This window comes from Bradyrhizobium sp. CCBAU 53340 (assembly GCF_015291645.1).
Classification (GTDB): Bacteria; Pseudomonadota; Alphaproteobacteria; order Rhizobiales; family Xanthobacteraceae; genus Bradyrhizobium.
In genome coordinates this window covers 252,931-271,392 of the sequence record NZ_CP030055.1, presented here as the reverse complement: position 1 = coordinate 271,392, position 18,462 = coordinate 252,931, and the positions used below count along the sequence as shown (strand labels likewise).

At 64.5% G+C, this 18,462-nt stretch carries 16 protein-coding genes; 9 read left to right on the top strand and 7 right to left on the bottom strand.

Going from position 1 to position 18,462, the window contains the following annotated elements; genetic code table 11:
* The first annotated feature begins 9 nt into the window (after positions 1-9).
* The 3 genes from XH89_RS01250 to xth all read left to right on the top strand — a co-directional run bounded on the left by XH89_RS01250 (position 10) and on the right by xth (position 4,441).
* The gene (locus tag XH89_RS01250) at positions 10-2,493 is read left to right on the top strand and encodes a DNA translocase FtsK (RefSeq protein WP_194465344.1); all 2,484 of its coding nucleotides are present in this window, start codon (positions 10-12) and stop codon (positions 2,491-2,493) included.
* 153 nt (positions 2,494-2,646) lie between these two features.
* Complete coding sequence (locus tag XH89_RS01245) at positions 2,647-3,402, top strand: outer membrane lipoprotein carrier protein LolA (protein WP_194468330.1); 756 nt, start codon at positions 2,647-2,649, stop codon at positions 3,400-3,402.
* A gap of 223 nt (positions 3,403-3,625) precedes the next feature.
* On the top strand, positions 3,626-4,441 hold the full coding sequence (xth, locus tag XH89_RS01240; RefSeq protein ID WP_194465343.1) for an exodeoxyribonuclease III: 816 nt from the start codon (positions 3,626-3,628) through the stop codon (positions 4,439-4,441).
* Positions 4,442-4,474: 33 nt separating this feature from the next.
* Here the strand turns inward: xth and XH89_RS01235 are convergent, their stop codons facing one another.
* Together XH89_RS01235 and XH89_RS01230 are read right to left on the bottom strand one after the other, a co-directional pair.
* Positions 4,475-4,918, bottom strand: coding sequence for a cyclic nucleotide-binding domain-containing protein (locus XH89_RS01235; protein ID WP_194465342.1), 444 nt, complete (start codon positions 4,916-4,918; stop codon positions 4,475-4,477).
* Positions 4,919-4,978: 60 nt separating this feature from the next.
* The gene (locus tag XH89_RS01230; RefSeq protein ID WP_007598630.1) at positions 4,979-5,665 is read right to left on the bottom strand and encodes a response regulator transcription factor; all 687 of its coding nucleotides are present in this window, start codon (positions 5,663-5,665) and stop codon (positions 4,979-4,981) included.
* Positions 5,666-5,867: 202 nt separating this feature from the next.
* On the opposite strand from XH89_RS01230, the gene XH89_RS01225 reads away from it, so the two are divergent.
* The gene (locus XH89_RS01225) at positions 5,868-6,437 is read left to right on the top strand and encodes a L,D-transpeptidase (RefSeq protein WP_246767712.1); all 570 of its coding nucleotides are present in this window, start codon (positions 5,868-5,870) and stop codon (positions 6,435-6,437) included.
* 6 nt (positions 6,438-6,443) lie between these two features.
* Positions 6,444-7,229: a 2-keto-4-pentenoate hydratase gene (locus tag XH89_RS01220; RefSeq protein ID WP_194465340.1), complete on the top strand. Its 786-nt coding sequence runs from the start codon at positions 6,444-6,446 to the stop codon at positions 7,227-7,229.
* Between the two features lie 157 nt (positions 7,230-7,386).
* Here XH89_RS01220 and XH89_RS01215 read toward each other — a convergent pair whose 3' ends face one another.
* The gene (locus XH89_RS01215; protein WP_194465339.1) at positions 7,387-8,076 is read right to left on the bottom strand and encodes a YggS family pyridoxal phosphate-dependent enzyme; all 690 of its coding nucleotides are present in this window, start codon (positions 8,074-8,076) and stop codon (positions 7,387-7,389) included.
* Between the two features lie 111 nt (positions 8,077-8,187).
* Between XH89_RS01215 and XH89_RS01210 the strand changes: the two genes are divergently transcribed.
* Positions 8,188-9,891, top strand: a complete 1,704-nt coding sequence (locus tag XH89_RS01210; RefSeq protein WP_194465338.1) for a diguanylate cyclase domain-containing protein — start codon at positions 8,188-8,190, stop codon at positions 9,889-9,891.
* Between the two features lie 79 nt (positions 9,892-9,970).
* Here the strand turns inward: XH89_RS01210 and XH89_RS01205 are convergent, their stop codons facing one another.
* Positions 9,971-11,005 (bottom strand): diguanylate cyclase, encoded by a 1,035-nt coding sequence (locus tag XH89_RS01205; RefSeq protein WP_194465337.1) that lies wholly within the window; start codon positions 11,003-11,005, stop codon positions 9,971-9,973.
* Between the two features lie 194 nt (positions 11,006-11,199).
* Between XH89_RS01205 and leuS the strand changes: the two genes are divergently transcribed.
* The 3 genes from leuS (at position 11,200) to holA (ending at position 15,453) form a co-directional block, all read left to right on the top strand.
* Complete coding sequence (gene leuS, locus XH89_RS01200) at positions 11,200-13,824, top strand: leucine--tRNA ligase (RefSeq protein WP_194465336.1); 2,625 nt, start codon at positions 11,200-11,202, stop codon at positions 13,822-13,824.
* A complete protein-coding gene (locus XH89_RS01195; RefSeq protein WP_194465335.1) occupies positions 13,811-14,362 on the top strand; it encodes an LPS assembly lipoprotein LptE in 552 nt (183 codons plus the stop codon). The genes leuS and XH89_RS01195 overlap by 14 nt, the downstream gene beginning before the upstream one ends.
* A gap of 62 nt (positions 14,363-14,424) precedes the next feature.
* Complete coding sequence (holA, locus tag XH89_RS01190) at positions 14,425-15,453, top strand: DNA polymerase III subunit delta (protein ID WP_194465334.1); 1,029 nt, start codon at positions 14,425-14,427, stop codon at positions 15,451-15,453.
* A 319-nt stretch (positions 15,454-15,772) separates the two neighbouring features.
* Here the strand turns inward: holA and XH89_RS01185 are convergent, their stop codons facing one another.
* The 3 genes from XH89_RS01185 to rsmG all read right to left on the bottom strand — a co-directional run bounded on the left by XH89_RS01185 (position 15,773) and on the right by rsmG (position 18,325).
* The gene (locus XH89_RS01185; protein WP_194465333.1) at positions 15,773-16,663 is read right to left on the bottom strand and encodes a ParB/RepB/Spo0J family partition protein; all 891 of its coding nucleotides are present in this window, start codon (positions 16,661-16,663) and stop codon (positions 15,773-15,775) included.
* Positions 16,664-16,807: 144 nt separating this feature from the next.
* The gene (locus XH89_RS01180) at positions 16,808-17,662 is read right to left on the bottom strand and encodes a ParA family protein (RefSeq protein ID WP_194465332.1); all 855 of its coding nucleotides are present in this window, start codon (positions 17,660-17,662) and stop codon (positions 16,808-16,810) included.
* 30 nt (positions 17,663-17,692) lie between these two features.
* Complete coding sequence (gene rsmG, locus XH89_RS01175; protein ID WP_194468329.1) at positions 17,693-18,325, bottom strand: 16S rRNA (guanine(527)-N(7))-methyltransferase RsmG; 633 nt, start codon at positions 18,323-18,325, stop codon at positions 17,693-17,695.
* Between the last annotated feature and the right edge of the window lie 137 nt (positions 18,326-18,462).

The following is an 18,462-nucleotide window of genomic DNA, read 5'->3' as shown; positions in this document are numbered from 1 at the left end:
GCGGGGCCCATGAGCATGTCGGCAATCGAACGTGTGATTCCTCTGGTCGGCCATCTACCGCCCTCGATCCGTGAGGGCCTGGCGCGGCGTATGCGCGAGCTCACGGGCCTCGGCCTGGTCACGCTGGCGGGCGCCGCGTCTGCCGCGCTGATGACCTGGTCGGTGCAGGACCCGAGCCTCAGCCACGCCACCTCGCGCCCGATCCGCAACATTCTCGGCTATGCCGGCGCCATCGGCGCCGACCTTGCGATGCAGATCCTCGGGCTCGGCGCGATCATGCTGATCCTGACGGTCGCGGTGTGGGGCTGGCGCATGATGACTCATCGCCCGTTCGACCGCGAGGCGCTGCGGCTCGGCTGCTGGATTCTCTGCACGGTGATCGCGGCCGGTTTTGTCAGCTGCTGGCCGCATGGCGGCGCCTGGCCGTTACCGACCGGGCTCGGCGGGGTGGTCGGCGATGCGCTGGTGCGAGCGCCCGCGGTGATCTTCGGGCCGCCCGGCGCGATCTATCGCATCGTGCTCGGCGCCATCCTGTTCGCCGCGCTGGCCGCGACCTTCCTGATCGCCTGCGGGCTCGGCGCGCGCCAGCATGACGACGAGCTCGCGGAGATCGAGGACGACGACAAGCCGCTCGACGACGACGAGGAGGGCGATCGCGGCTCGGTGTCGCTGGGCTGGTTGTTCCACGCGCTGATGAGCACGAAAGCGCGGCTGATCTGGCTGCTCGGTGCAGCCTATCGCTCGCTGGTCTCGAGCGGACCGAAGGCCAAGGCGGTCTCGTTCAGCCGGCAGGAGCCCAATCTCGGCGGCGGCCGCGCCGCGCCCCCGATCTCGCCGCAGTCCCACGACGAGGACGACGAGGACGCGCACGAAGAGGAAGAAGAAGAGGAGGAAGAGGAAGAAGAAGAGGCGCCCGCGCGCGCATCGCGCAAGAAGGCTGCGCCGAAGGCGGCGGCCAAGAAGGGCTCCGACAAGTTCGATCTTCCCTCCGTCTCCATGCTGGCCGCGCCGAAGGCCGGCGACCGCCAGCCGCTCAGCAAGGCCGAGCTCGAGACCAATTCGCGCTCGCTCGAAGGCGTGCTGCAGGATTTCGGCGTGCGCGGCGAGATCGTGAAGGCCAATCCCGGTCCCGTGGTCACGCTGTACGAGCTGGAGCCGGCGCCCGGCATCAAATCCTCGCGCGTGATCGGACTTGCCGACGATATCGCCCGCTCGATGAGCGCGCTGTCGGCGCGCGTCGCGGTCGTGCCCGGCCGCAACGCCATCGGCATCGAGCTGCCGAACGCGCATCGCGAAAAGGTCTATTTGCGCGAATTGCTGGTGGCGAAGGAGGCCACCGACACGGTCGCGAAGCTGCCGCTCTGCCTCGGCAAGACCATCGGCGGCGACCCCGTCATCATCGACCTTGCCCGCACCCCGCACATGCTGATCGCCGGTACCACCGGCTCGGGCAAATCGGTCGCGATCAACACCATGATCCTCAGCCTGGTCTACCGGCTGCGGCCCGACCAGTGCCGCCTGATCATGGTCGATCCGAAGATGCTCGAACTCTCCGTCTATGACGGCATTCCCCATCTGCTCACGCCCGTCGTGACCGACCCGAAGAAGGCGGTGGTGGCGCTGAAATGGGCCGTGCGCGAGATGGAAGAGCGCTACAAGAACATGGCCAAGCTCGGTGTGCGCAACATCGACGGCTACAACACGCGCCTGCTCGAATTGAAGGCCAAGGGCGAAGAGCCGACGCGCACCGTGCATACCGGCTTCGACAAGGAGACCGGCAAGGCGATCTACGAGGAAGAGAAGCTCTCGCTCGATCCGCTGCCCTACATCGTCATCATCGTCGACGAAATGGCCGACCTGATGATGGTCGCCGGCAAAGATATCGAAGGCGCCGTGCAGCGCCTCGCGCAGATGGCGCGCGCTGCCGGCCTGCATGTGATTCTGGCGACACAGCGTCCGTCGGTGGACGTCATCACCGGCACCATCAAGGCGAACTTCCCGACCCGCATCGCCTTCCAGGTCACTTCAAAAATCGACAGCCGCACCATCCTGGGCGAGATGGGCGCCGAGCAGCTGCTCGGCCAGGGCGACATGCTCTACATGGCCGGCGGCGGCCGCATCAGCCGCGTGCACGGACCATTTGCTTCCGACGAGGAAGTCGAGAAGGTGGTGCGCCACCTCAAGACACAGGGCCAGCCCGAATATCTGGAAGCGGTCACGGCCGAAGAGCCGAGCGAGGACGAAGACGGCGGCGCCGTGTTCGACGCCAGCGGCATGGGTGCGGATGGTGGCGGCGATCTGTTCCAGCAGGCCGTTGCCATCGTCAAACGCGATCGCAAGGCCTCGACCAGCTACATCCAGCGCCGCCTGCAAATCGGCTATAACCGCGCCGCATCGCTGATGGAGCGCATGGAACTGGAAGGGATCGTCGGTCCCGCCAACCACGCCGGCAAGCGCGAGATTCTGGTCGAGGAAGAAGACAGCCATATGTGAGGCGCATCGCCTCGAAATGATATTCTCACGCAAAATCGATCTCTGCTTTTGCCCGAAATCACGCTAAAACGACGCCCAGCCACACAGGACGACGCGTTGACCAGACATCCGGACATTCGATTCGCAGCCTCCTTTGCTGCGCGCAGTGCGCGCGTGGCGGGCGCGCTTCTCGTCACCGCCGCGATGGTGACCGCCGCGGCGTTTGCACAGAACGTGCCCGTGCCGAAGCCGGCGCCGAAGGGCCGTGACGCTGCCCCGCCGTCGGGCGGACCGGCGTTCACCGGCGCAACGCAGGCGCCGCCGAACCCGGTCATTCCCGATCCGCGCCGCAACGTGCCGAGCAGCATCTTCCAGACCTTCGACGACAAGCAGAAGGCGCAGGCCGCCAAGGTCAGCGCCTATCTGTCCTCGCTGTCGACGCTGGTCGGAAATTTCGTCCAGGTCGGACCCGACGGCAGCAAGACGCAGGGCGATTTCTACATCCAGAAGCCGGGCAAGGTCCGCTTCGAATATGATCCGCCGAGCCCGATCGACATCATCGCCGACGGATCGTCGGTCGTGGTGCGCGACCGCAAGCTCGCGACGCAGGATGTCTATCCGCTGTCGCAGACGCCGCTGCGCTTCCTGCTGTCGGATCGTATCGATCTGATGAAGGATACCAACGTCGTCAACGTCACCGCAGACGATCTCTTCATCAGCGTCACCATCGAGGAGAAGCAGGCGCTGGTCGGCACCAGCCGCCTGCTGCTGATGATCGGCGCCAAGGACGGCCAGCTCAAGCAATGGACCGTCACCGACCCGCAGGGCTACGACACCACGATTGCGGTCTACAATCTCGATGCGGGCAAGAAGCTCGATCCGAGCATGTTCAAGATCGACTTCACCAATTACGGCCCGGCGCCGGGATAGGTCGGTCCGGTGTCCCGGACGCGACGCAGCGCGCAGCGGTGCGGCGCAGAGCCGGGACCCAGATTGCCGCGCACATGGGCCCCGGCTCTGCAGCGCGTCACTTCGTGCCGCGCAGCGTCCGGGGCACGAGAGAGTTCGTTCTCCCCTTCGCAGCCAAAAGATCGTGGGTACGGCGCGTTGCGCCTTTGCCCACCCCACGAGAGCTTGCTAAGACGCAGCTCCCATGCGTCTTTCCCTGACAACCTGGAACATCAATTCGGTGCGGCTGCGCATCGACCTGGTCGCGAAGTTTCTCAAGAGCGCGCGGCCGGACGTGCTGTGTCTGCAGGAGACCAAGTGCATCGACGACGCCTTTCCGCTGAAGCGCTTCAAGCGCCTCGGTTACGAGCACGTCGCGCTGAACGGACAGAAGGGCTATCACGGCGTCGCTATCGTCTCGAAGATTCCGTTTGAATCCACTGATATCAGGACCTTCTGCGACAAGGTGGATTCGCGCCATATCTCGGTGTCGTTCGGCGAGAAGGCTGCAATCGCAAAGCCGCTGGTGCTGCATAATTTCTACGTGCCCGCCGGCGGCGACATTCCCGATCCCGCGCTCAACGAAAAATTCGACCACAAGCTGCGCTTCCTCGACGAGATGAAAGCGTGCGAGCCGCTGCATCCTCGTGGGGAAGACCGCCACATCCTGGTTGGCGATCTCAACGTCGCGCCGCACGAGAACGACGTGTGGTCGCACAAGCAGCTTCTGAAAGTCGTCTCGCACACGCCTGTTGAAACCGAGAAGCTGAAGGCGGCGCTCGAGGCCGGCGAATGGGTCGACGTCGCGCGCGACCGCATCCCGATGTCGGAAAAGGTCTATACGTGGTGGAGCTACCGCTCCGCCGACTGGACCGTCGGCGATCGCGGCCGGCGCCTCGACCACATCTGGGTGTCGCGCGCGCTGAAGGATGCGGTTCAGGATTTCAGGATTCTGCGCGATGCCCGCAGCTGGGAGCGGCCGTCGGACCATGTGCCCGTGACGGTGACGCTGGACATCTGACGTCGCCATATCGAAAGCCAGTACGACGGGGACCTACGTGCTGAGCTTCGCGCCGGCGATCAAGATGTCACTGGCGATCTGGCTGGAGCGGACCGCGAACTCGTCGCGCAGGCGGACCGCGGCTGCAGGATCGCTTTCGAGCACGCGCTGGAACAGGCTGCGCGCGACGCGGATGACGGAGGAATGCTCCAGCGCAACCGCGCCCGACGGCCGCTTCATCGGCACGACCAGCGCGAGCTCGCCGATCAGCGTGCCGGGGCCTGCGATCATCTCGGCACCGGCGCCGTCATCGACGCGAAAGGCGCCACGCTGGACCACGAAGCCGGCGTCAGCATCATCACCGAGATTGAACAGGACGTCGCCGCGGACGAAGTCGCGCTGCTCGGAGCCGATCGCCAGCATGCGCAACGAGGCGTCTCCCAACAGGCGCAGTGTCGGGACACGCTCAAGCAGCGCTACGTCATCGTCGATTGACATTCAGGTCCGAGGCTCGAGGAACGCGCTAATTTACGACGAATCGCGCGTTCCTGGAACGTATCACGGCACCAGCTTGTAGCCACCGGCTTCCGTGACCAGGATCTCCGGGTTGGCGGCGTCCTTCTCGATCTTCTGGCGAAGGCGGTAGATGTGGGTTTCCAGCGTATGGGTGGTGACGCCGGAATTGTAGCCCCAGACCTCCTGGAGCAGGGTCTCGCGCGAGACCGGCATCTGGCCGGCCCGGTAGAGGAAGCGCAGGATCGCGGTTTCCTTCTCGGTGAGGCGGACCTTGCGGGCATTGGCCGCGGTCAGCATTTTGGAGCCGGGGCGGAAGGAGTAGGGGCCGACCGAGAACACCGCGTCCTCGCTGGCCTCGTGCTGGCGGAGCTGGGCGCGGATGCGGGCCAGCAGAACGGCGAAGCGGAAGGGCTTTGCGACATAGTCGTTGGCCCCGGATTCCAGGCCCAAAATCGTGTCGGAATCGGTGTCGTGCCCCGTCAGCATGATGATCGGCGCCTTGAAGCCACCCTTGCGCAGGGAGCGGACCACTTCACGGCCATCGGTGTCGGGGAGCCCGACATCCATCAGGACGAGATCGGGGGCGTTGGCCTTTGCGGCGCTGGCGCCCTTGGCGCCGGTATCAACGGCGGAGGCTTCAAATTCTTCGTGTAGCGATAATTGCTCCACCAACGTATCGCGCAGATCGGTATCGTCATCCACGATCAGGATCTTGCGGGCATTGGCCATAGGGGATCATCCTTTTGGGGTCGGACGGGCGCGCATGCATGCCGCACCTGGCCGTGATGGGAAGTTTAGGGGTCGCTGTTTTTATTGTTGTTCGTGTTGAAGTAGTGGGCTGTTACCGATTCACAAGCCGGAATTACTCTAACCCAGAATAGCAGGGCGTTTTGATGAATGTCCTGTAATGAATTCGACATCGCGCATTCATATGAAAAACAAAGCTGTGTCAGTTAGTTACACCAGGAATCGGGCCGCCGGGCCGCTCTCCGCGATCCGCGTTAAGGCCGCCGCCGGAAATCCGCGCCGGGGCTGGCTGACCGCAGGCAGCCTGACAATTCCGGTGGCGCTGGGGCGCGGCGGTATTCTGGCCAACAAGCGCGAGGGCGATGGCGGCACCCCCAGAGGCAGCTTTCGGCCCCGGCAATTGTGGTGGCGGGGCGACAGGCACAGCCGTCCCAAGACGTTTCTGCCGGCGCGTATCATCACTGGCACGGACGCCTGGTGCGAAGACCCCGATGATCGCCACTACAACCGGTGGATCAGGCGCGGGGTGGGCGAGGGCGGCGACCGGCTCAAGCGCGTCGACCATCTCTATGACTTCATCATCGAGATCGATCATAACACGAGGCCGCGCATCGCCGGCCGTGGCAGCGCGGTCTTCCTGCATCTGGCGCGCGACAATTTCGGTCCGACCGCGGGCTGCGTCTCCATGACGAAATCCGCAATGCGACATCTGCTGCGGCTGATCGGACCAGGAACAAAAATCATCATCGGGTGAGGGTCAATGCTCGACAAGGATCAGATCACGGCCGCTTCGCGCGTCCTCGTCCAACATTGGCGCAACGGCAGCAAGCTCGACGCCCTGGAGGCACGCTTGCGGCCGCAGAGCCGTGCCGAGGGTTACGCCGTGCAGGCCGTGCTCGAAAACCAATCGCCCGGCAAGCTGTTCGGCTGGAAGATCGCGGCAACGAGCGAAGCCGGGCAGAAGCACATCAATGTATCAGGACCGCTGGCCGGTCGCATCATGAGCGACACCGTGATCGCCGATGGCGGCACCGCGTCGATGAAGGGCAACGCGATGCGCGTCGGCGAGCCGGAATTCTGCTTCCGCATGGGACGCGATCTGGCGCCGCGGCCTTCGCCCTTTGGCGTCGATGAAGTGCTTGCCGCCGTCGACACCTTGCATCCCGCCATCGAAATTCCGGATTCGCGCTTCGTCGATTTCGCCAGTGCCGGCGAGGCGCAGCTAATCGCCGACAATGCCTGCGCGCATCTGTTCGTGCTGGGCGCGGCGACATCGGCGAATTGGCGCGCGATGAATCTCGTCGAGGAGCGGCCGCAGATCACGCTGCGCGGCGAGCGTTATATCGGTCACGGCAAGAACGTGCTCGGCGATCCCCGCGTCGCACTCGCCTGGCTCGCCAACGAACTGCGCGAGCTTGGCATTACACTGCGCGCAGGGCAGGTGGTGACCACAGGCACCTGCCATCCACCGCTGCCGATCCAGGCCGGCGACCATCTTGCCGCGGATTTTGGCGTGCTGGGGAAGGTGTCGGTGAGGTTCGCGTAAGCACCTCACGCGCCGCCGTGTGCATCTCTCTCCACGCGTCATTGCGAGCGTAGCGAAGCAATCCAGAATCTTTCCGCGGAGGGACTCTGGATTGCTTCGCTACGCTCGCAATGACGAATTCAAGAGCGGTTGCCGCGCACGGTCCCTGCCAACGGCACTACCGATGCCCGAAGATCGCGCTTCCCACGCGGACATGCGTGGCACCCAACATGATGGCGGTCGCATAATCGGCGCTCATGCCCATCGACAGATTCTGCAGTCCGTTGCGCGCCGCGATCTTCGCGGTCAGCGCGAAATGCGCGGCCGGCGGCTCGTCCACTGGCGGGATGCACATGAGGCCTGATATCGTCAGGCCATAAGTGTCGCGGCAGCTTGCAAGGAAGGCGTCGGCCTCGCCGGGCGCCACGCCCGCCTTCTGCGGCTCCTCGCCAGTGTTGATCTGGACGAAAAGTTGCGGGTGCTTGTTCTGGGATTCGATTTCTTTGGCTAACGCTTGGCAAATGCTCGGACGGTCGACGGAATGGATGGCATCGAACAGCGCCACCGCCTCTTTCGCCTTGTTGGACTGCAACGGCCCGATCAGATGCAGTGCGATGTCAGGGTATCTGGAGGTTAACGCCGGCCACTTGCCTTTGGCCTCCTGCACGCGATTCTCGCCGAACACGCGCTGTCCGGCGTCGATAACCGGGATAATTGCATCCGCCGCGAAAGCTTTCGACACGGCAATCAACGTTACCGAAGCGCGATCGCGCCGCGCATCCTTGCAGGCACGCGCGATTTCCGCCTCGACCGCGGCGAGCGCATTTGGTGAATCGCCGGTTACCGGCGCGGCATTGTTGTCTGTCATGATGTCGATTGGGCCGTGACCTTAACGGAGGTAGTTCCAATTTTACCAAGTTCAAGAAAGGGTTTTTGAACCCTTCGCTTTACCTTGGCGCGCGGGGTGGGTAGCGCGCAGATGGCAAACGTCAGTTTCAACCGCAAACGGGCAAAACTCAAGCAGGTCCTGGGCATCAGGGCCCGGCTTGCATTGCTCGCGGTGATTCTGGTGGCGCCGTTGATGCTCGAGCGCATCCGCTCGCTCGAGGACGCCCGCACCAAACAGATCGCGCAAGCCACCGCCGAATTCACCACTGTAGCACGGCACAGCGCCGATGCGCAGCGCGAGGTGATCTCCTCGGTCGAAACCATCCTGAAATCGGAAGCCTTCATCCGCGCCTCCGCCGGCGGCGTCAGCAAGAGCTGCGACGTGCTGCGCGCGAGCCTGCCGACGAGCCTGCCCTGGATCCGCACGCTGCTGATCGCCGGCCAGGACGGCCGCATCCAGTGCGCAACCAACAACATGTATGTCGGCCTCGACCTCTCCGACCGGCCCTATTTCCAGCAGGCGCAGGAGACCGGCCGCTTCGTGCTGTCCGACTTCATCCTGTCACGGCCGGTGCAGTCGCCGACGGTCATGGCGGTCTATCCGGTCTCCGCCTTCAGCGGCGTTGCCGACGCGGTCGTGCTCGCAACCGTCAATCTCGACTGGATGTCGAAGGTGATGAATAATCTGGGCGGCCGCGCCGGCATCTCGGCGGTGCTGGTCGACAGCGCCGGCACCGTGCTGGCCGCGCCCGCCGACCAGCACAGCGCGGTCGGTCGTCCCCTCGACAACATGCCGCTGATGTCTGCGATCGCCGACATGGCCCTGCGCTCCGACCAGGACGAAGGCTCGCTGTCGTTCCTCGCCGCCGATGGATCGCGGCGCGCCGTCAGCTTCATCCGCATCGCAGGCACCAATTCCCGCCTGATCACCAGCATCGACGAGGACAAGGTGTCCGCCGCGGTGAACCGCGACATCCGCACCGCCTATCTGCAGCTCGCCTTCGTCGTCGTGTTCGTGCTGCTCGGCGCGCTGATCGCCGCCGAGAAGCTCGTGATCAAGCCGATCGAGATGCTCGCCGACATGGCCAAGCGTCTCGGCGAAGGCAATCTGTCGGCCCGCGCCGCGCGCAAGAGCCTGCCATCCGAATTCGTACCGCTGGCGCGCGCGTTCAACGCAATGGCCGCCCAGCTCAGCCAACGCGAGCGCGAGCTGATCGCGAGCAACGATCGCCTGACGGTGATGGCCTCGATCGACATGCTGTCGGGACTTGCCAACCGCCGCGGCTTCCAAAGCCGGCTCGACTTCGAATGGATGCGCGCGCAGCAATATGGCAGCGAACTCGCGCTTCTGATGATCGACGTCGATCATTTCAAGCTGTTCAACGACACCTACGGCCATCTCGAAGGCGATTCCTGCCTGACCCGGCTCGGCGAGTCGCTCTCCGGCATCGCCGCCGACACGATGGGCTTTGCCGCGCGCTATGGCGGCGAGGAGTTCTGCCTGCTGCTGCCGAACACCGACGTGATGCGCGCCGTGAAGATCGGCGAGCAGGTCCGTGCGGCCGTGCTGCAGCTCTGCCTGCCGCACATTACCTCGGCCCACATGGTGGTCACGGTGTCGATCGGCGTCGCGGCGACGCGGCCCAACGAGGCCTTGCGTCCGGGCGACCTGATCGAAGCCGCCGACGCCGCGCTCTACGCCGCCAAGCATCGCGGCCGCAACAATGTCGTCGAGCACGGCGTACAGGCGATCGAGAGCCGCACGGCAGCCGTGGTGATGGTGGCCAGCGCCTAGCACACGCGCCGCTGTTTCAGCTAGCTCGCCCCGTTTGCGAGGCGAGGCAGCGCACCGTTATCGTCTCGCTCGCAAGAAGCTAGCCCGCAGCGTCGGCGCGATCGAGCTCATTCTCCGTCACCACGCGATTACGGCCGCCGCCCTTGGCGAGGTAGAGCGCGCGATCGCAGCGCTCGATCAAATCGGCGATCGGCTCACCCACCCGGTATTGCGCCACACCGATTGAAACCGTGATGTTCGGCAGCACCTCGCCGGTCGAGCGTCGCGTGATGGTGCACTCCGCGATCGCGCGCCTGATACGCTCGGCGATATCGATGCACGCCGCAAGATCGGCATCCGGCAGCACCGCAATCAGCTCCTCGCCGCCATAGCGGGCCGACAGATCCTGTGTGCGGACCTTTTCGCGCAACACCTTGGCCATCAAACGCAGCACCTGGTCGCCGACGCCGTGGCCGAAATTGTCGTTGAATGTCTTGAAATGGTCGATGTCGAGCAGCAGCACGCCCCAATTCGCCGTCGCCTGCGCCTTGCGCAGGAATTCGTCCAGCGCCCGCCGGTTTGCAAGACCCGTCAGCGTGTCGGTCTTCGCCCGCTCCTCGGATTTGGAGAGCGAATCTCTGATGACGTCGAGCTCGCGGGTCTTTTCCGCAAAGCCGGCCTCGAGCCGCGTCGCCCTTGTGGCCGCCCGCGCCAGCTCGTTCATGAGCTGGGCAACCAGCGCCTTTGGATCGACGCTGGCCTGGCCCTGGTCGGCGACTTCGCTGATCACCTGCATCTGGGAGCGATTGTCGGCGATCGCGGTGGCCAGAAACTCCTTCGCCGCTGCCATCAGGGCATGGAGCCGCTCGGACGTATCGACCACGACGGCGCTCACATGGGGCGCAATATACGTCTCGAACAGGTCCTGATTGGTCCTGGAGTCGAAGGGGCGGTTGTGGTCGATCAGAAGGTCGACGGCATTGCGCAGATCGTCATGGCCGTCCGCGTAATACTGGAACCAGATCGCGAAATTGGTCGGCGTCAGCGGAATCCGCTGTTCTTCCATGCTTCGCATCGCCCGTCCGGCGATGGACGCGGCATAGTCATAATCGGGATCGTCGAAACTGGATTCCATCGCCTGGCGCGGGTGCTATTGGTGGCCAACCTCGCACCGACCCCTTAATCCGATCCGAATACCCTCATCCGTACTTTTGCGGGGCAGCCCTGCGAGGCACCGCCGGTTGCGGCAACCCATTGACCCCCCGAGGACTTCTATGGCCTAGTCCGGCCTCTTCAGGCCGCCGAAACCACGAAAACGCAAACGATTCCATGACCTCCGAACGCTATAACGCCCGCGACGCCGAACCGCGCTGGCAACGCCAATGGGACGAACAGGCGATCTTCGTCTCGAAGAACGACGATTCGCGGCCGAAATATTATGTGCTCGAGATGTTCCCCTACCCGTCGGGGCGCATCCATATCGGCCATGTCCGCAACTACACGCTCGGCGACGTGCTGGCCCGCTTCATGCGCGCCAAGGGGTTCAACGTGCTGCATCCGATGGGCTGGGACGCCTTCGGCCTGCCGGCCGAGAACGCCGCCATCGAGCGCAAGGTCGCGCCCAAGGCCTGGACCTACGACAACATCGCCGCGATGAAGAAGCAGCTCCGCTCGATCGGGCTGTCGCTGGACTGGAGCCGCGAATTCGCGACCTGCGATCCCAGCTACTACAAGCATCAACAGAAGATGTTCCTGGACATGCTCGCCGCCGGCCTTGCCGAGCGCGAGAAGCGCAAGCTGAACTGGGATCCGGTCGACATGACCGTGCTCGCCAACGAGCAGGTGATCGACGGCCGCGGCTGGCGCTCCGGCGCGATTGTCGAACAACGGGAAATGAGCCAGTGGGTCTTCAAGATCACGAAGTACTCGCAGGAATTGCTGTCGGCGCTCGATGGGCTCGATCGCTGGCCCGACAAGGTGCGCCTGATGCAGCGCAACTGGATCGGCCGCTCCGAGGGCCTGTTGATCCGTTTCGCGCTGGATGCGGCGACCACGCCCGCCGGCGAGAGCGAGCTGAAGATTTTCACGACGCGCCCGGACACGCTGTTCGGCGCGAAGTTCATGGCGATCTCGGCGGACCATCCGCTGGCGCAGGCCGCAGCCGCGAAGAACCCAAAGCTTGCTGAGTTCATCGCCGACATCAAGAAGATCGGCACGGCGCAGTCGCTCATCGACACCGCGGAGAAGCAGGGCTTTGACACCGGCATCCGTGCGGTGCATCCGTTCGACCCGAACTGGAAGCTGCCGGTCTATGTCGCGAACTTCGTGCTGATGGAATATGGCACCGGCGCAATCTTCGGCTGCCCCGCGCACGACCAGCGCGACCTCGACTTCGTCAACAAGTACGGTCTCGGCAATACGCCGGTCGTCTGTCCCGAAGGCCAGGATCCGAAATCCTTCGTCATCACCGACACCGCCTATGACGGTGACGGCCGCATGATCAATTCGCGCTTCCTCGACGGCATGACCATCGAGCAGGCGAAGGAAGAGGTGGCGAAGCGTCTCGAAGGCGAGCTGCGCGGCAACGCGCCGGTCGGCGAGCGCCAGGTCAATTTCCGCCTGCGCGACTGGGGCATTTCGCGCCAGCGCTATTGGGGCTGCCCGATTCCCGTCATCCACTGTCCGAAATGCGACGTGGTACCGGTGCCGGACGACCAGTTGCCCGTGGTGCTGCCGGAGGACGTCAGCTTCGACAAGCCGGGCAACGCGCTCGACCATCACCCGACCTGGAAGCACGTCACCTGCCCCAAATGCGGCGGCAAGGCGCAACGCGAAACCGACACGATGGACACGTTCGTCGATTCGTCCTGGTATTTCGCGCGCTTCACCGATCCCTGGAACGAGAATGCGCCGACGACGCCTGCGGTTGCCAACCGCATGCTGCCGGTCGACCAATATATCGGCGGCGTCGAGCACGCGATCCTGCATCTGCTCTACAGCCGCTTCTTCACCCGCGCGATGAAGGCGACCGGGCACATCGCATTGGACGAGCCGTTCGCCGGCATGTTCACGCAAGGCATGGTGGTGCACGAGACCTATCAGAAGGCTGACGGCAGCTGGGTGCAGCCGGCCGAGGTGAAGATCGAGGTCGGCGGCAACGGACGCCGCGCGATGCTGCTCGCAACCGGCGAGGACGTCGCGATCGGTCCGATCGAGAAGATGTCGAAGTCGAAGAAGAACACGGTCGATCCCGACGACATCATCGCGACCTATGGCGCCGACGTCGCCCGCTGGTTCATGCTGTCGGACTCCCCGCCCGACCGCGACGTGATCTGGAGCGACGAGCGCGTGCAGGGCGCCTCGCGCTTCGTGCAGCGGCTGTGGCGGCTGGTCAACGACGCGGCGGATGTCGGCAAGGCTGCTCCCGCGGCCCGGCCGGCCTCGTTCAGCGACGACGCGCTCCTGTTGCGCAAGGCCGCCCACGGCGCGCTCGACAAGGTCACGACAGGCGTCGAACGGCTGCACTTCAACGTCTGCCTCGCCCATATCCGCGAATTCACCAATACATTCTCGGAGGTGCTCCAGCGCCCCGGCCAGCCGTCGGCTGATCTCGCCTGGGCGATCCGGGAAGCCAGCCAGATCCTGGTCCAGCTGTTCTCCCCGATGATGCCGCATCTGGCCGAGGAGTGCTGGCAGGTTTTGGGCCAGTCCGGGCTGGTTTCGGAGGCCAATTGGCCGCAAATCGAACGCGATTTGCTGGTTGAAGACACCGTGACCCTGGTGGTTCAGGTCAACGGCAAGAAACGGGGTGAGGTCACGGTTGCAACAGCGGCCCAGAATCCGGAAATCGAGGCTGCCGCTTTGGCCCTCGATGCTGTAAAACTGGTGCTGGACGGCAAGCCCGTCCGCAAGGTGATCATCGTCCCCAAGAGGATCGTGAATGTTGTCGGCTAGGATCCGCACCGCAGCCCGCCTGCTCGCGGTCGCCGCCTTGGCGGCGACGACGGCTGGCTGCTTCCAGCCGATGTATGCCGAGCATACCGACGGCACCCCCGGCTTGCGCGAAAAGCTGATGGGGGTCGAGCTCCCGCCGATCAACAAGGCCAACGCCTCCCGCGAGGCCCGCGTCGGCGTCGAGGTCCGCAACGCCCTCGCCTTCAAGCTTTACGGTTCGGCGACGGGCATGCCGCCGACCCACCGGCTAGATATCCGTTTCAGCTCCAGCAAGACGTCGCTGATCGTCGATCCCAATACCGGCCTGCCGAACACCGAGAATTACGGCATCGACTGCCAGTACAATCTGATCGAGGTTGCGACGGGCAAATCGGTGATGACCGGCACCACGTTCTCGCGCGTGTCCTATGACCTGCCCGGCTCCTACCAGCGCTTCGCCCGCAACCGCGCGGTGCGTGACGCCGAGGATCGTGCCGCCAACGAGATCGCCGAGAACATCAACACAAGGCTCGCCGCGTTCTTCACCGCGGGCACCTGACCTCATCTGTCATTCCGGAGCGCCTGGCGGGCGCGCCCGGACTCTCGATCCATTTGGGCCCGATGGTCGCGCTGCGCGGAAAAGAGATCGACGCCTTCCTCGCCCGGCCCGATGCGGGTCGTCCGATCATCCTGCTCTATGGTCCCGATGCCGGCCTCGTGCGCGAGCGCGCCGACGCGCTGATTGCCTCCGCCGTCGACGATCCCAACGATCCCTTCTCACTGGTGAAGCTCGACGGCGACGAGCTCTCCGCCGAGCCGTCGCGCCTGGTCGATGAAGCCATGACCGTGCCGCTGTTCGGCGGCCGCCGCGCCATCCGCATCCGCGCCGGCTCGCGCAGCTTCGCTGCCGGCGTCGACACGCTGGCCGACATGAGCGTGAAGGATTGCCGCATCGTGATCGAGGCCGGTGAGCTACGCCCGGAGTCGCCGCTGCGCAAGGCCTGCGAGAAAGCCAAGACCGCCGTGGCGATCGGCTGTTATCCCGACACCGAACGCGATCTGGCGAAGCTGATGGAGGACGAGCTCCGCATCGCGAATCTGCGCATCGCGCAGGATGCCCGCGCCGCGCTGATGTCGTTCCTCGGCGGCGACCGCCAGGCCTCGCGCAACGAGCTGCGCAAGCTGACGCTCTACGCCCACGGCAAAGGCGAGATAACGCTGGACGACGTGATGTCCGTCGTTGCTGATGCCTCCGAGCTGAAGCTTGATCCGATCGTCGACGGCGCCTTCGCCGGTCGGCCCGACATCGTCGAGACTGAATTCGCCAAGGCCATGATCGCGGGCACCTATCCCGGCGTGATCATCTCCGCCGCGCAGCGCCAGGCCGCGTGGCTGCACAAATCGGCGCTCGCCATCGCCGACGGCACACCGGCCTCCGCAGTGCTCGACGGCGGTTTTCCGCGCCTGCATTTTTCACGAAAACCCATGGTCGAAACGGCGCTGCGCAATTTCAGCGTGGCACGGCTTGCCGCTGTCATCGAGCAGCTCGCAACCGCCGCGCTCGACACCCGCAAGCAATCGACACTGGCCGCCGCCATCGCCCAACGCACGCTGATGGCAATCGCCGCGAATGCGAGGCGGCGGGGATAGTCCCCCGCATTCTCTCGGTTTTGCAACGTCGCTCTCTCCCGTCATTGCGAGGAGCGCAAGCGACGAAGCAATCCAGAGTCTTTCCGTGGAAAGATTCTGGATTGCTTCGCTGCGCTCGCAATGACGATGGAAGCAGATGCGTCCACAATGACGGCGCGCGACGTCCAATCCGTCATCCTGAGGTGCGAGACATGGGACGCAAAGCGTCCCATGAGGAGCCTCGAAGGATGAACGGCCCCGATGCAGCCGGGCCGTCGCCCTTCGAGGGCCGCTGAAGAAGCGGCCGCCTCAGGGTGACGGTGATTAAGACTTGATGCGTCTACAGCGCGCCCTTGGCCAGCCGCTTCATCACCTCGTCGAGCTGATCGAGGTTGCGGTAGTTGATCTGCACCGAGCCGCCGGGGTCGCGGTGATTGACCGTGACCTTGAGACCGAGCGCGTCACTGACGCGCTTCTCGAGATCGATCGTATCGGGGTCCTTTTCCTTAGCCCCGGCGGTGGCGCGGGCCTTTTGCGGCTTGCGCTCCGGCACGCCCTCCTCATGCGCGAGCGCCTCAGTCTGACGGACGTTGAGACCTTCGGCGACGATGCGCTTGGCGGCGGCAAGTGGATCGGGCACGCCGATCAGCGCGCGGGCGTGACCGGCGGTCAATTCGCCGGTGGCGATGAGGGCCTGCACTTCGGCCGGCAGCTTGGTCAGCCGCATCATGTTGGCGACATGGCTGCGGCTCTTGCCGACGACTTTCGCAATTTCGTCCTGGCTGCGTTTGAACTCGTTGGCGAGCGCGTGATAGCCCTGCGCCTCTTCCATCGGGTTGAGGTCTTCGCGCTGCACGTTCTCGACGATCGCGAATTCCAGCGCATCGCTGTCGCTGATGTCGACCGGCACGATCGGCACTTCATGCAAGCCCGCCATCTGCGAGGCGCGCCAGCGCCGCTCGCCGGCAATGATCTCGTAGCGGTCCTGCGCGCCCTTCACCGGGCGCACCACGATCGGCTGGATCACGCCGTGCTGCTTGATGGACTCGGAGAGCTCCTTGAGCTCGGTATCCGAAAACGTGCGGCGCGGATTGCGCGGATTGGCCTTGATGAATTCGATCGGCACCTTGCGCTGCGCACGCGGACGGTCGACGTGCTGGGCCTCGCCGCCGACGTCACCGATCAGACTCGCAAGACCCCGGCCCAGTCGCGAACGCGCTTCGTCGGCCATCGCCAGCTCCCTTGGATTCACGCTAAGCACTCCAGAACTGAATTTCGAATCGTAGGGTGGGCAAAGCCAAGCGTGCCCACCAGTTGTTCATGCACGGAAGACGGTGGGCACGGCGAAGACGCCTTTGCCCACCCTACGGCACCGTCAATGCGTGACGCGCAGCTCGCGCTCGCGCTGGATCACTTCGGTGGCGAGCCGCAAATAGGCTTCGCTGCCGACGCATTTGAGATCGTAGACCAGCACCGGCTTGCCGTAGGACGGCGCTTCCGAGATGCGCACGTTGCGCGGGATCATGGTCTTGTAGACCTTCTCGCCCATGAACTGGCGGACGTCGGCGACGACCTGGTTCGAGAGGTTGTTGCGCGAGTCGAACATGGTCAGCACGATGCCGTGGATCGACAGGTTCGGATTGAGCGTCGAGCGCACCTGCTCCACCGTCTGCAGCAATTGCGACAGACCTTCGAGCGCAAAGAACTCGCACTGCAGCGGCACCAGGATCGCATCCGACGCAGCCATCGCATTCACGGTGAGCAGGTTGAGCGAGGGCGGGCAATCGATCAGCACATAGGTGTAGTCGGCTTCCGGCGAGACGTTGTTGTTGAGGGCGCCGATCGCATCGCGCAGCTTGAAGGCGCGCCCTTGCGTGGTGCCGAGCTCGAGCTCGAGGCCGGAGAGATCCATGGTCGAGGGCGCGATGTGCAGCCGGGGTACCGCGGTCGAGACCACCGCCTCGCGCAGGCTCGATTCGCCGATCAGCACGTCGTAGGTCGAGCAGGAACGGTTACGCCGGTCGATGCCCAGGCCGGTCGAGGCATTGCCCTGCGGATCGAGATCGACGACCAGGACACGCTCGCCGATCGCGGCGAGCGCCGTACCGAGGTTAATCGCTGTGGTTGTCTTTCCCACGCCGCCCTTCTGGTTCGCCAGCGCGAGGATACGCGGGTGGCCATGCGGGACTTCAGAGGTCTGCTCTTGCTGCGGCTCGTCCATCACGGTCATTGAAATTCCCCAACCCAACCCCTGAGCGCCTCACCCGCGCCGCTCAACCGAACTCAGCTCGACGATCCACCCATCGCCTGTCCGGCTTCGGTGGAGCTGTGGCTGAATATTCCAATATTTAGCGGCTTCGGTCAATTCAGCCTCTACATCTTGACCCTTGGGAAACAACGCCTTTGCGCCCTGGCGCATCAGCGGCTCCGCAAAGCCGATGAGTTGATGTAGCGGAGCCAGCGCACGCGCGGTGACGCAATCGACGGGGCCGGTGATTCTATCCACATTATCCCCGATCTCAGCGAGATGTACGACTCCCGGAGATGTGGTGACGCGAACAGCTTCGCGCAAAAACGCGGCCTTCTTGGCGATTCGCTCGACCAGATGGACACTGGCGCCCGGCTTTCCCGCCATGGCGCAGGCGAGGACGACGCCGGGAAAGCCGCCGCCACTGCCGAGATCGGCCCAGCGCCTTGCGGTCGGTGCGAGATCAACCAGCTGAAGCGAGTCGGCGATGTGCCGGGTCCAGAGGTGAGGCAGGGTCGAGGGCGCGACCAGATTGGTCTTGGCCTGCCACTCCCGCAGCAGTGCGATGTAGCGGTCGAGACGGACTTCCGTTTCATGTGAAACGGGCGCGAGCCTCAGCGCCGCGCGCTTGTCGGCAGCGATGATGGAATCGAGCGCCTGATCGTTGGCGCTGGCTTTGTCGAATTTCGGTTGGGCCGGCGCCGGATCGGATCGACGCGCGGCGCCCTCACCTGCTCCGGGCCGTCTGGAGAGCGGTCTGTCCCCGCCGGATCCGCGCTGTT